The 13,018-nt window shown below is 57.4% G+C and carries 14 protein-coding genes; 9 read left to right on the top strand and 5 right to left on the bottom strand.

Translation table 11 applies throughout. From position 1 onward, the window contains the following. The first annotated feature begins 17 nt into the window (after nt 1-17). Nucleotides 18-569, top strand: a complete 552-nt coding sequence (gene secB / locus ACEW8Q_RS02780) for a protein-export chaperone SecB (RefSeq protein ID WP_373502523.1) — start codon at nt 18-20, stop codon at nt 567-569. Here secB and dnaQ read toward each other — a convergent pair. Genes dnaQ through ACEW8Q_RS02755 form a run of 5 tightly spaced genes read right to left on the bottom strand, consistent with a single transcriptional unit; the run spans nt 566 to nt 4,114 of the window. Beyond that, nucleotides 566-1,261: a DNA polymerase III subunit epsilon gene (gene dnaQ / locus ACEW8Q_RS02775; protein ID WP_373502522.1), complete on the bottom strand. Its 696-nt coding sequence runs from the start codon at nt 1,259-1,261 to the stop codon at nt 566-568. The two genes, secB and dnaQ, sit on opposite strands and share 4 nt — an antisense overlap. Further along, complete coding sequence (gene coaE / locus ACEW8Q_RS02770) at nt 1,239-1,859, bottom strand: dephospho-CoA kinase (protein ID WP_373502521.1); 621 nt, start codon at nt 1,857-1,859, stop codon at nt 1,239-1,241. Before coaE ends, dnaQ begins: the two co-directional genes overlap by 23 nt. Then, nucleotides 1,856-2,695 carry a shikimate dehydrogenase gene (locus tag ACEW8Q_RS02765; RefSeq protein WP_373502520.1) on the bottom strand — a complete coding sequence of 280 codons (840 nt, stop codon included), beginning with the start codon at nt 2,693-2,695 and terminating at the stop codon, nt 1,856-1,858. The genes coaE and ACEW8Q_RS02765 overlap by 4 nt, the downstream gene beginning before the upstream one ends. Then, nucleotides 2,692-3,276 carry a Maf family nucleotide pyrophosphatase gene (locus tag ACEW8Q_RS02760; RefSeq protein WP_373502519.1) on the bottom strand — a complete coding sequence of 195 codons (585 nt, stop codon included), beginning with the start codon at nt 3,274-3,276 and terminating at the stop codon, nt 2,692-2,694. The genes ACEW8Q_RS02765 and ACEW8Q_RS02760 overlap by 4 nt, the downstream gene beginning before the upstream one ends. A 1-nt stretch (nt 3,277) precedes the next feature. Further along, complete coding sequence (locus ACEW8Q_RS02755) at nt 3,278-4,114, bottom strand: pyruvate, water dikinase regulatory protein (protein ID WP_373502518.1); 837 nt, start codon at nt 4,112-4,114, stop codon at nt 3,278-3,280. 325 nt (nt 4,115-4,439) lie between these two features. On the opposite strand from ACEW8Q_RS02755, the gene hemE reads away from it, so the two are divergent. From hemE to ACEW8Q_RS02715, 8 genes are all read left to right on the top strand, one after another. Next, a complete protein-coding gene (gene hemE / locus ACEW8Q_RS02750) occupies nt 4,440-5,486 on the top strand; it encodes a uroporphyrinogen decarboxylase (protein ID WP_373502558.1) in 1,047 nt (348 codons plus the stop codon). After that, on the top strand, nt 5,479-5,916 hold the full coding sequence (hemJ, locus tag ACEW8Q_RS02745; protein ID WP_373502517.1) for a protoporphyrinogen oxidase HemJ: 438 nt from the start codon (nt 5,479-5,481) through the stop codon (nt 5,914-5,916). The genes hemE and hemJ overlap by 8 nt, the downstream gene beginning before the upstream one ends. A 123-nt stretch (nt 5,917-6,039) precedes the next feature. Next, nucleotides 6,040-7,323 carry a transcription termination factor Rho gene (gene rho / locus ACEW8Q_RS02740; protein WP_373502516.1) on the top strand — a complete coding sequence of 428 codons (1,284 nt, stop codon included), beginning with the start codon at nt 6,040-6,042 and terminating at the stop codon, nt 7,321-7,323. 26 nt (nt 7,324-7,349) lie between these two features. Then, the gene (mnmE, locus tag ACEW8Q_RS02735; protein WP_373502515.1) at nt 7,350-8,693 is read left to right on the top strand and encodes a tRNA uridine-5-carboxymethylaminomethyl(34) synthesis GTPase MnmE; all 1,344 of its coding nucleotides are present in this window, start codon (nt 7,350-7,352) and stop codon (nt 8,691-8,693) included. A gap of 65 nt (nt 8,694-8,758) precedes the next feature. Next, complete coding sequence (gene mnmG / locus ACEW8Q_RS02730; protein WP_373502514.1) at nt 8,759-10,624, top strand: tRNA uridine-5-carboxymethylaminomethyl(34) synthesis enzyme MnmG; 1,866 nt, start codon at nt 8,759-8,761, stop codon at nt 10,622-10,624. Beyond that, the gene (gene rsmG, locus ACEW8Q_RS02725; protein ID WP_373502513.1) at nt 10,621-11,253 is read left to right on the top strand and encodes a 16S rRNA (guanine(527)-N(7))-methyltransferase RsmG; all 633 of its coding nucleotides are present in this window, start codon (nt 10,621-10,623) and stop codon (nt 11,251-11,253) included. Before mnmG ends, rsmG begins: the two co-directional genes overlap by 4 nt. A 31-nt stretch (nt 11,254-11,284) precedes the next feature. Beyond that, nucleotides 11,285-12,082 carry a ParA family protein gene (locus tag ACEW8Q_RS02720; protein ID WP_373502557.1) on the top strand — a complete coding sequence of 266 codons (798 nt, stop codon included), beginning with the start codon at nt 11,285-11,287 and terminating at the stop codon, nt 12,080-12,082. Between the two features lie 70 nt (nt 12,083-12,152). Next, nucleotides 12,153-13,013 (top strand): ParB/RepB/Spo0J family partition protein, encoded by an 861-nt coding sequence (locus tag ACEW8Q_RS02715; protein ID WP_373502512.1) that lies wholly within the window; start codon nt 12,153-12,155, stop codon nt 13,011-13,013. Nucleotides 13,014-13,018: the final 5 nt, after the last annotated feature.

Raw genomic sequence — 13,018 nt, 5'->3', positions numbered from 1 at the left:
TGTGAGGCTAGTACAAGATGTCCAAGACCCCTGTTTCCGATAATGTGAAGGATGAGCCCAGCGAGGCCAATGGCAATGGGGCCGTACCTTCCGCCTCCGGCGTCGCCGAGCAAGCCGGAGAAGCCGCCCCAAAGGTTCAACCCTCGCTTCGCATTCTGGGACAGTACCTCAAGGATCTGAGTTTTGAGAATCCAAACGCGCCGCAGACATTGGCGCCGCAGCAGGCGCAGCCGGACATCAACATCTCCGTGAATGTGAACGCACGCAACATTGCGCCGACCGACTTCGAAGTGGAATTGCATCTCGATGCCAAGGCTACCGTTCAGGAGAAGGTGATTTTTGCCGCCGAACTCGTTTACGCCGGGACGTTCCGGCTGGAGAACTTCCCGCAGCAGATGATGCACCCTGCGGTTCTCATCGAATGCCCGCGCCTGCTGTTTCCCTTCGCACGGCAGATTCTGGCCGAAGCGACACGCAATGGCGGATTTCCGCCGCTCATGCTTGACCCGATCGACTTCGCGTCGATGTATCAGAAGCGCCTGCAGCAGCAAACTGTCGGAAAGGCCTAGTTCAGCGCCTGCTTCCAGAGAGCCTCGTCGCCCAGTGCAGCAACAAATGCTGCGTGGGCTTCGCGTTCTTGGTCCGTTAGCCGAGAGGCGAGCGGAAACGGGCGTTCGCGGCTCGCCTGGCGCTGGTCAACCGCGACCGTCTTCTTCTGGATCCTCGACTCCAGGATGAGAGCGGTCTGCCGGCCTCCAATGAGTTCGAGATAGACCTCCGCCAGGAGTTCGGAATCCAGAAGGGCGCCGTGCTTGGTCCGCTTGCTGTTGTCAATGCCATAGCGCCGGCACAAGGCATCGAGACTGTTTGCGGAGCCTGGGTGTTTCTGACGGGCGAGATGTAGCGTGTCGATCACCCGTTCCGGCGGGATGGAGGGGAGGCGGAGAAAGCCCAGCTCTGCATTCAGAAAGCCAATGTCGAAGCTTGCGTTGTGAATGACGAGAACAGACTCGCCAATAAACTCGAGGAAGTCTTTGGCAATCGAGGCGAAAATCGGCTTGTCGGCCAGAAAAGCCACGGAAAGTCCATGAACGGCTTGTGCCTCGGCAGGCATGTCCCGTTCCGGATTGATATAGACGTGAAATGATTGTCCGGTTGGCAGGTGGTTCAGGAGTTCGACTGCGCCAATTTCAACGATGCGGTCCCCGGTCCTGGGATCGAGGCCCGTGGTTTCAGTATCAAGAATGATTTCTCTGACCATGTCCGGATTGATTCTTCCTCAGATCTTCGATGATGGCTTCAACCTGGCGGCGGGCGTCGTCAAGGCTCACTGACGTATCGATGACATAGTCGGCGCGGCTGCGCTTTTCCACGTCTGGCAGTTGCTTCGAAAGAATGTAGTCGAGTTTCTCCACTGTCATGTGCGGGCGCTTGAGTGCGCGCTCCCGCTGCAGGTCAGGCGGCGCGGAGACCACGATGATGCGGTCCACTTCTTTGTCCCGGCCGGTTTCAAACAGCAATGGAATGTCGAGAATGGCAATATCGGCGCCACGTTGAGCCATATCAGACAGAAATCGTTCCTGCCGCACCCGGATGAGGGGATGTACTGCCTTCTCGATCTCGTGGAGAAGGCCAGGCCGTTCAAGAACCTTTGCGGCAAGCCGTTTGCGATCGACGGCTTCGTCGATGATGGCGGACGGTTCGAGCCTGCCGATTTCCTTTGCCGCTTCGCCACCCTTGCCATAGAGCTCATGAACGGCACCGTCGCTGTCGAAGACCGGAATATCAAGGTTGGCGAACATCTTCGCCGTTTCGGTCTTGCCCATCGCGATTGAGCCCGTCAGACCGACAACAATCATTTTCCGTACTCCGGATCGATGTCTCGCGCGACCAGATCGTGGAGTTCTGTGGTCACGCTTGGTCTTGTGCCGAACCACAGTTCGAATCCACGAACGGCCTGATGGAGAAGCATCCCGAGGCCTTCAACCACCCTATTGCCGCGCCGCGCTGCATCATTCAACAGTGCTGTGCGAAGAGGTGTGTAGACGATATCGGTGACAACGGCCTTGCTATCGAGTCGATGCAAGTCGATATCGAGCTCCGGCTGGCCCTTCATGCCAAGCGATGTCGTGTTGACGAGCAGATCACAATCATCGAGCAACTCGCTTCGCAACGACCAGTCTGCGGACGTCACTCTTGCCCCAAATCGTTCGCAGAGCGCGCTTGATTTGCCTGCCGATCTGTTGATCACCACGATCTCTGCGGCGCCATTCGTCAGCAGCGCATTCACGATCGCAAGCGCGGCACCGCCAGCGCCCAGGACAATCGCGCGTGATCCCTTGATTTCCAGTTCTGGAGCACCGGCTTTCAGGCTATTGATGAAACCCTCTCCATCCGTATTGGTGCCGAGGATCGCGCCGTCCCGCACATAGACCGTGTTGACGGCGCCCAACAGTCTGGTCGCTTCATCGGCCGGTTTGACAAGCCCGAAGGTCGTCTCCTTGTGTGGCAGCGTGACATTGCAGCCCGCATAGCCATTCTGCACAAGAGATCCCAGAAACGCTGCAAGGCGCTCGGGTTCGACGGGCTCCCTCGTATAGGCCCCTTCTATTCCGTGCTTCTGAAGCCAGTAGCCATGAATGATGGGAGAGCGCGAGTGAGAGATGGGCCAGCCAATGACGCATGCCTTGATCAAGATCGTATCTCTCCGCTCGTCCTGAGGTATTGAAAAAGCGGCAGAAGCGGCAGCCCCAGAATGGTGAAATAGTCGCCCGCAATCGAATCGAAGAGTTGAAGGCCGATGCCTTCGATCTTGTAGCCCCCGACGGACGACGTACAGTCAGTGCCTATCGTTTTTAGATACCCTTCAAGGAAGGTATCGCTGAAGGTCCTCATCGTGAGGCTGGCTGTTTCCGTGACCTGCCACACGCATGCCCCATGTCTTGCACAGACAACACTTGAGATAAGCTGATGGGTATGACCGCGAAGCTCTCCAAGCTGGCGCCGGCAGTCATCGCTATCATATGGTTTCGAGTAAACTCTGTTGCCCAATGCCAGGACCTGGTCCGCGCCGACCACGCAGGTGTCTGGGAAGCGGGCCGAAACATCCTCTGCCTTTGCCTTGGCGAGATTCAGTGATGTTTCTGCAGGTGACCATTCCGGGTGTTCCGCCACGAGTTGACGTTCATCGACTTGCGGTGACCGGGATGTGAAGGTCAGGCCCGCATTTGAAAGAATAGTTTGCCGCGTTCGGCTCGTCGATGCCAGGATGATCATTCTATCTTTCCTGCCGCTTGCTTTCCGCAAGCATGTTCAAGATCGTCGCTGCTGTTTCCTCGACCGAACGCCGGGTGACATCGATCATCGGCCAATCATGCGTCGAACAGAGGTTTTTCATGATCATCAACTCATCCGTGATCAGGCGTGGATCAGCATAGTCGGTGGAACGGGATTCCTTCAGCGACAGCAGTCTGTGGCGGCGGATCTGGGCAATGCGCTCCGCACTCGCGATGAGGCCCACAATGAGCGGCCCGCTCACGGTCGAGAGTTTGTCTGGAACGGGAATTCCTGGAACAATAGGAATATTCGCGGTTCTGACGCCCCGCTGTGCGAGATAGATCGATGTTGGTGTCTTGGAAGTCCTGCTCACGCCTAGAATGACGACATCGGATTTCTCAAGATCATCCGTGTTCTGCCCGTCATCATGGGCCATTGTGAAGTTCAGTGCGTCGATGCGGCGGAAATAGTCGGAGTTCAGGGCGTGCTGGCCCGCAACCTGAGGCCTCGATGATGCGTTAAGATATTGGGACAGCGTCGCGATGATGGGATCGAGGATGGAAAGGCAGGGCACGCCCAACGCATCGCACTGCTGTTCGAGATGTTTCCGGATGTCGGGATTGATAAGAGTGAAGAGTACAATGCCGGGCTGCTCTTCAATCTCCCTCAGGGCGCGGTTGAGCTGCGATGGAGTCCTGACAAGCGCATAGATATGCGCGATGGGGCGGAAGTCGGAATACTGGGCGGCTGCGGCCTTCGCGACAGTGTTCAGGGTCTCTCCCGTCGCGTCCGAGACGAGATGAAGATGAAAATACCGCTGTGGGCTGACCTGGGGCATGGCTGTGGATGAAATGTGGATGGGTTTCCGCTGATCAGTGACCCCACCGTTTCCTTTTGTTTGTCCTCAGGGGTATTCCACAGCTTGGCCCAGGCGGCAACGAAAGGCTGGATGCTGTGGACAAGGCCTCGAGCGCCACACCAGCATCAACAGTCGTCAACGCAAAATGGAACCCGTTAACGTTTTGTTAGGACATGTTAATTTTTGGTTAACGGCAGTTGCATCAATTTAAGTGCCGAAGGTTGTTCTTGACCTGTGGACGATCATTGGATTGGGTTGTATCCCGCTTCTAGGGTCCCAAACAAAAGATACAAGAAGACATAGAATGATAGATATTAGGAGGGATGGCCAGTCATCCCGCAGCGCGTTGCTCGATGTTCTCATGCGAAAGCCTGCCGAGCGCCGGCCGATGTGGTTCATGCGGCAGGCAGGACGGTATTTGCCGGAGTACAGGGCCGTTCGTGAGAAGGCCGGGTCCTTTCTCGATCTTTGTTACAACCCGGAGCTCGCCTCCGAGGTGACCATTCAACCGCTCCGGCGTTACGATCTCGATGCGGCCATTCTCTTTGCCGATATTCTGGTGGTTCCACACGCGATGGGGCTGCCGTTGAGGTTCGAGGAAGGGGAGGGTCCGATCCTCCAGCCGGTCAGAAGTCTTGAAGATCTCGCGAAGCTGAAGCCGCTGGTGTCATCTCATGAAGTCAGGCAAGTCTGCCGCACGGTTGCCTGGACGCGTTCTCAGCTTCCTGCGGATCGAGCGCTCATCGGGTTTTGCGGGGCGCCGTGGACTGTTGCGAGTTACATGATCGGGGGCGGCAGTTCCGACCGGGTGATTGCAAAAGTTGCAGCCTATCAACGCCAGCCATGGTTTGTCGCGTTGATGGACCGGCTGGTTGTGGAATCCGTCGACTATCTCTGCGCCCAGGCTGATGCTGGGGCCCAGGCTGTTCAGATTTTCGATTCCTGGGCTGGGGATCTCGGCGGCAGTGAACTGGATGAGTTTGTTTTGAAGCCGATCCAGGCCATCATTGATGGCGTGAAGGAGCGGCATCGCGATCTGCCGATCATCGTCTTTGCCCGCGGTATTGGCAGTCGACAGAAAAAGGCCGCTGAACTCAATGGGGCGAATGCGATTGGCATCGAAACCGAGCTCGAACTGACTGAATTGCCGTCGGATGTGGTGGTTCAGGGAAATCTTGACCCTGTAGCGTTGCTGGCGGGGGCCGATGTGGCTGCCGCGGAAGCCCGCAGGATTTGCGCCTCGGTGCAGAGAAACCGCCACATCTTCAATCTGGGGCATGGAATTCGCCTGGGTACCGATCCGGCCGTCGTTGGGGCCGTCGTGGAGGCTGTCAGGCGATTCGATGACTGATCCGTATAGCTGGATCAAGATCCTCCATATTCTGGCGGTCATTTCCTGGATGGCCGGACTGTTCTATCTCCCGCGACTGTTTGTCTATCATGCCGAGCGGGGACAGACGGCTGGCCTTGCGGAGACGTTCAAGATCATGGAACGCAGGTTGCTGAAAGCGATCATGCGGCCAGCTGCACTTGTTACCGGTGTCACCGGGATTCTGCTGATCTGGCAAGGCAGCTGGTATGGTCCAGTTCCGGTATGGCTCTGGCTCAAGCTTGTTCTGGTGATTGGAATGTTCTTGTTTCATGGGTTATTGGAACGTCATGTGGCGGCGTTCAGGGATGATCGTGAAGGGCATTCGGGCAGATATTTCCGGGTTGCCAACGAGGTGCCCACCCTGCTTCTGATTTTCATCGTCATTCTGGTGGTCGCGAAGCCGTTCTGAGTTTGTTGTTGGCGCTGGGGCCTGAAGAGGCTATATAGGCACCGCTTCGCATCGCCACGGCTTGATGCGGTCCCGCCAATTCGTTCCCGCCGTCCGGCCGGAACTCCCCTTTGTGAAAAGATAATGACTGTTATTGCTGAGCTGAAAGAGATCAAGCTTCAGGACCTTAAGTTGAAGACGCCCGCGGAGCTGGTGTCGCTGGCTGAGGAGCTTGAGGTCGATAATGCGAGCGCTTTGCGCAAGCAGGAGCTTCTGTTTGCCATTTTGAAGAATCTTGCCATCCGGGATGTCGAGATCATCGGCGAAGGCGTCGTGGAGGTGCTTCAGGACGGCTTCGGATTCTTGCGGTCGCCTGATGCCAATTACTTGGCTGGCCCGGACGATATCTACATCAGTCCGAGTCAGATCCGGAAGTTTACCTTGCGGACGGGTGATACCGTCGAAGGGCAAATTCGGAGCCCGAAGGACGGTGAGCGCTACTTCGCTCTGGTGAAGGTCAACAAGATCAACTTCGAGGATCCCGAAAAAACCCGCCACAAGGTTCACTTCGACAACCTGACACCGCTCTATCCGGACGAACGCCTGGAGATGGAAATTGGTGATCCGACGAAAAAGGACTACTCGTCCCGGGTCATCGATATTGTTTCTCCGCTTGGCAAGGGCCAGCGCGGGTTGATCGTTGCTCCGCCGCGGACCGGCAAGACCGTTCTGCTCCAGAACATTGCGCATGCAATCACGGCCAACCATCCGGAATGCTATCTGATCGTGCTGCTGATTGACGAGCGTCCGGAAGAAGTGACCGACATGCAGCGGTCCGTGAAGGGGGAGGTCATCAGCTCCACGTTTGACGAGCCCGCCTCGCGGCATGTTCAAGTTGCGGAGATGGTCATCGAGAAGGCGAAACGGCTGGTGGAACATGGCCGAGACGTCGTGATCCTGCTCGATTCGATCACGCGACTGGGCCGCGCCTATAACACTGTTGTTCCCTCCTCTGGCAAGGTTCTGACCGGGGGTGTCGATGCAAACGCCTTGCAACGCCCGAAGCGTTTCTTCGGTGCAGCCCGCAACATTGAAGAAGGCGGCTCTCTTACGATCATCGCGACCGCTCTCATCGATACCGGCAGCCGGATGGACGAAGTGATCTTCGAGGAGTTCAAGGGAACGGGCAACTCCGAAATCATTCTGGACCGCAAGGTTGCCGACAAGCGTGTCTTCCCGGCCATCGACATCCTGAGATCCGGCACCCGCAAGGAAGAGCTGCTAGTGAAGCCGGAACTCTTGAAAAAGACCTATGTGCTTCGCCGGATTCTCAACCCCATGGGAACCGTCGATGCGATCGAGTTCCTTCTGGACAAGCTCCGGCAGACAAAGGGCAACAGCGATTTCTTCGATTCAATGAATGCCTGAGGAAGCTGGTCCGATTCGGTCCCGTGATGAACGCGACTGACACGATCTATGCGCTGTCTACTCCGCCGGGGCGGGGAGCCATTGCAATCATCAGGATTTCCGGACCGCAGACCAGCGTCATTCTTGAAAGTCTTGCTGGATCGACCGGAGTACCGAGGCGGTTCCAGGTTCGGAAGCTTGTCGATCCATCAACCTCGGATACCCTCGATCAGGCGGTCGTCATCTGGCTGCCCGCACCCTCGACCTTCACTGGGGAGGATTGTGCCGAGCTTCAGCTCCATGCCAGCCCGGCCGTGTTGAGGGCGCTCTTCCTGGTTCTGTCGCGATTTGAAGAGGTTCGGCTGGCGGAACCGGGAGAGTTTACCCGGAGAGCGGTCCGAAACGGCAGGATGGACCTCGTCGAAGCCGAAGGGCTGGGCGATCTTCTGGCTGCCGAGACGGCTCTGCAGCGTCGGCAAGCCATGTCGCAGATGCTCGGTAGGGCCAGCTCGATTTTCGATTCGTGGCGGGAACGATTGCTCCAGATCCGTGCGGATATCGAGGCCGTCGTTGATTTCGTGGAAGAGGAAGGCGTGGCTGAGGCCGCAAGTGCTTATATAAATGAGCAAATCGGCGACTTGCTAACCGTACTTGAAGGGGAATTCAATCGTAGCCGCTCCGCGGAGGTCGTGAGGGACGGGCTGCGGATCGTCCTGGCGGGTTTGCCGAATACCGGGAAATCAAGCTTGCTCAATGCCATCGCCAAGCGTGAGGCAGCGATTGTCTCTTCTGTTCCGGGGACAACACGCGACGTGATAGAGGTTTTTCTTGATCTGGACGGTCTTCCGGTGATTTTGGCCGATACGGCAGGCCTCAGGGATGCTGGCGCCGACACTGTGGAAGCCGAGGGAATTCGTAGAACTCACGAGCGCTTGACTGAAGCCGATCTCGTTGTCTGGGTGATGTCGCCGGATGTACCCGGTAGTGCAGAGTCTGACGTGTCGGTCGTTCCGGATCTGGTGGTGCAGTCCAAGAGTGATCTTGCCGGGCCTCAATCGGGACTCCTGCGAAACGATGACGGCGTTCCCGTTATCGTGTTGTCCGTGAAAACAGGTGAAGGCCTGACTGATTTGACATCCCGTCTTGCTTCCATGGGCAGGAAAGCCCTCGTTGACCAGGAATCGGCTGTTGTTGTGGGGCAAAGGCAACGTGAGGCCGTAGCGGAATCGATTCGGTTCCTCAATGAGGCAGCCGCACAGTCGAGTGACTCATTGGAACTCAAGGCAGAGGGCATCAGGCGCGCGGCAGATGCCATAGCCCGCCTGACGGGCCGCACCGAAGTCGAGGAATGGCTTGGTGCCATTTTCAGCCGGTTCTGTATCGGAAAGTAGTCTTGTGTTTCACGTGAAACGCTCCGTCTTTTGACCTCCGGGCTGTGATCAACTACATAGACCGCATGACCAGATTTACAGACGTGATAGTGGTTGGTGGCGGACACGCAGGTGCGGAGGCAGCCGCCGCATCCGCCCGTTTGGGCGCACGAACCATTCTCCTGACCAACAATGCCGCCACCATCGGTGAAATGTCATGCAACCCGGCTATCGGAGGACTCGGCAAGGGTCACCTCGTTCGCGAGATCGATGCTCTTGATGGATTGATGGGGCGGGTCTCGGATTCTGCGGGAATTCAGTTCAGACTTCTCAACAGGTCCAAGGGCCCTGCTGTCAGAGGTCCCCGTGCTCAGGCAGATCGAAAACTGTATCGGCATGCAATGCAGGACGAGATTTCATCCCAGAGAGAACTTTCTATCATCGAGGGCTCCGCTGTCGGACTCGCCATCAAGGATGGAGTGGTTTGCGGTGTCCTTTGTGAAGATGGAAGCACTCATCTCTGTGGTTCAGTGGTTCTCACCACAGGCACATTCCTGAACGGTTTGATCCACATCGGTGATCGCCGAATTCCTGCAGGACGTCATGGCGAACCGCCCGCTCTCGGGTTCTCGCAACAACTCAGAGCGGCGGGACTCCAGCTTGGACGGCTCAAGACCGGCACGCCGGCCCGTCTTGATGGAAAGTCCATTTCCTGGGAGAGGTTGGAGGAACAGAAGGGAGACCCTGAACCATCGCCCTTTTCCTTCCTCACATCCTCGATCACGACGCCGCAGGTGTCCTGCTTCATAACCCACACCACGCGCGCCGGGCATGGGATCATCGCAAACAATATTCATCGGTCACCCGTGTATTCGGGTCAGATCGACGGTGTAGGGCCGCGCTATTGCCCATCGATCGAAGACAAGGTGTCCCGTTTCCGGGACAAGGATACCCATCAGGTGTTCCTCGAACCTGAGGGTCTGGACGACGACACTGTATATCCAAACGGCATTTCTACATCTCTTCCCGAAGACGTACAGGACGCCTTTCTCCGATCCATACCCGGTCTTGAGAATGTGGTCGTGAGACGGTGGGGATACGCGATCGAGTATGACTATGTCGACCCGCGCGAACTCAGCTTGAGCCTGGAAGTGAAGTCACTCCCGGGGCTCTTTCTGGCCGGGCAAATCAATGGAACGACCGGCTATGAGGAGGCGGCAGCCCAGGGACTCGTAGCCGGGCTGAATGCTGCCAGAAGGTCCGGCGGTCAGGAGCCCGTCATCCTGAACCGGGCCGACGCATATATTGGCGTGATGATCGATGATCTTGTGACCAAGGGTGTTTCAGAGCCCTACCGCATGTTTACGTCTCGAGCCGAGTACAGGTTGTCATTGCGTGCCGACAATGCCGATCTTCGGCTCACTCCGAAGGGTATCGATCTCGGACTTGTCGGCAACCGGCGGCGTACTGCTTTCTCTCAACGCCAGACGCGAATCAGGGAGGGCCTTTCGCTGGCGGGTCAACTCGGTCTTACCTCAGGCGAGGCCTCAAAGAGGGGGCTGAAGGTCAATCAAGACGGCCTTCGCCGCAGTGCTCTGGATCTCATAGGGATGCCGGATGTGGATTGGGCCGGTGTCTGCGCCCTGTGGCCCGAGCTCCAGTCACTGAAACCGGATGTTGTCGAGGCGCTGGAGGCGGAAGCTCTCTATGCTGGTTACATCAAGCGTCAGGACAGCGAAGTTGAGGTGTTGCGCAAAGAGGATGCCCTCGCGATCCCTGCAGCGCTCGACTATGCCGCCATGCCCAGCCTGTCCGCCGAGCTTCGGCAAAAACTCCAGAAAGTCCGGCCGGCCACCCTTGGACAGGCCTCGCGCATGGACGGTATGACACCAGCGGCTTTGGCCGTCATTCTGGGGCACATCAAGCGCCGTGATCGTCAGAGTGCTGCGTGACAACTGCCCCACAGGATCCAGCCCTGCTTCTTGGCCGCCTCGGTGTTTCACGTGAATCACTCGACCGGCTGAAGACCTTTGTCGACCTCCTGCTGCAATGGCAAAAGCATATCAACCTGATTGGACCCTCCACCATCGATACTGTGTGGTGGAGGCATATTCTGGACTCTGTTCAACTGCTCCCGCTTCTGCCTCCAGCCACACGATCGATTGCCGAGCTGGGATCGGGCGCGGGTATCCCGGGACTGATTCTGGCCATTGCGGGCAATTTCGAGGTCCATCTCTACGAGTCCAACGGAAAGAAAGCTGCGTTTCTGAGAGAGGCGATCCGAAAACTCGGACTTTCGGGTCATGTTCACAGCGTTCGCCTTGAATCGCTCGTCAATGCGCACGATCTCCCGGATGTGCAGTGTGTGGTCGCGAGGGCCTTGGCTCCTCTTCCACTGCTTCTTGACTACGCGAGTCCCTTTCTCACAAAGGGAGCGATAGGTCTATTCCACAAGGGACAAGATGTGGACATTGAATTGACCGATGCTACCAAGTATTGGAAACTGCAGTTCTTGAAACATCCAAGCCTGTGCGATTCGCGCGGTGTCATACTCGAAATCAAAGAGGCCACCCGTGTCTGATCCCGTCACCTCAACCCTTTCGCATCCCGCAATGCCGCGGATTCTCGCCGTCGCCAACCAGAAGGGTGGCGTCGGAAAGACGACAACGGCCATCAATCTGGGAACGGCACTCGCGGCCGTTGGCGAGACGGTGCTCATCGTTGACCTTGATCCACAAGGTAACGCCAGCACGGGCCTGGGGATCCATCGTCGGACCCACCAGCGCTCCACGTATCACGTGCTGATGGGAGAAGCCGGCCTCAAGGATGTCATCGTGGAGTCCGGTATTCCCCGGCTTCATTGTGCGCCTTCAACCATGGATCTGCTGGGCGCCGAGCTGGAGCTGGCCAGTATTGACCGCAAGACCTACCGGCTGGCCGATGCCATTGCAGTTTTATGCAAGCAGGGCGACCCCAGCCGGACCTACTCTTATGTTCTGGTCGATTGCCCTCCGTCGCTGAACCTTCTGACGATCAATTCGCTCTCGGCCGCCGATGCGATCCTGGTCCCACTTCAATGCGAGTTCTTTGCGCTAGAAGGCCTGAGCCAGCTCATCAAGACTGTGGAACGCGTGAAGACGAGCCTCAATCCGCGCCTCACCATTCAGGGCGTCGTCCTGACCATGTTCGACCGGCGGAACAATCTTTCGGAACAGGTGGCCGAAGACGTCAGGAGCGTACTGGGAGACAAGGTCTACCAGACGGTCATACCGCGCAACGTCCGCATTTCCGAAGCCCCGTCTCATGGAAAGCCGGTCTTGCTGTACGATAATTCCTGCGTGGGTTCGCAGGCTTACATCCGGCTGGCCTCTGAAGTGATCCGGCGCGAGCGGGAATTGCGGGCGGCCTGAACGATTCGCTCCCGGAACAAATTGAAGAACGCGTTTGTGTGAATAGCATAGAGTAGTACGAGACATGGACATGATGCAGCCTCCGAAGAAGCGATTGGGACGTGGCCTTGCCGCCCTCATTGGCGACGACACCAGCGAAGAGGCCGTGGTTCAGGATGCCCGCTCGCTCCGGCACATGCCCATCGAACTGTTGCGGGCAAGCCCCAACAATCCTCGCAAGCACTTCGCCGAGGCTGACCTTGAAGACCTCTCGCGGTCAATTCGTGAAAAGGGACTGCTTCAGCCCATCGTCGTCCGGCCTTTGCCTCAGGGCGAATATGAAATCGTTGCTGGCGAGCGGCGCTGGCGCGCTGCACAGCGCGCAGCCATACATGACGTGCCGGTTCTCATCCGTGAACTGACCGACGGCGAGGCGCTGGAAATTGCGCTGATCGAAAATATCCAGCGGTCGGACCTCAATCCTCTCGAAGAGGCCCGAGCCTATGGACTGCTGCTGGAGCAGTTCAACTATACACAGCAGCAGCTGGCTGACTCGATCGGCAAGAGCCGCAGCCATATTGCAAATACGTTGCGGCTTCTGAACCTGCCCGACTCGGTACGCCAGCAGATTGAAGATGGTCAACTGACAGCTGGCCACGCCCGGGCGCTTGTGGCAACCGATTCGCCTGCGGAACTTGCGGATCAGATCATCAAGCTTGGGCTTTCGGTTCGCGAAGCGGAAGGTCTCGCTCGCGATGCGTCACCAGTCAAGAAAACCAAGGTCAAACCCGAGAAGGACGCCGACACCAAGGCGCTCGAGAGAGCGGTATCCGAAGCCATCGGGCTCAAGGTTGAGATCGCCCACAAGGGTGATGCCGGCGGCAGCCTCGTAATCAGCTATAAGACCCTTGAACAGCTGGAAGATATCTGCCGCCGCCTTCAGGCCCTTTGAGTCGG

This window comes from Aestuariivirga sp., from assembly GCF_041738905.1.
Lineage (GTDB): Bacteria > Pseudomonadota > Alphaproteobacteria > Rhizobiales > Aestuariivirgaceae > Aestuariivirga.
The sequence above is the reverse complement of the archived record's forward strand: the minus strand, read 5'-3'. Positions and strand labels throughout refer to the sequence as shown.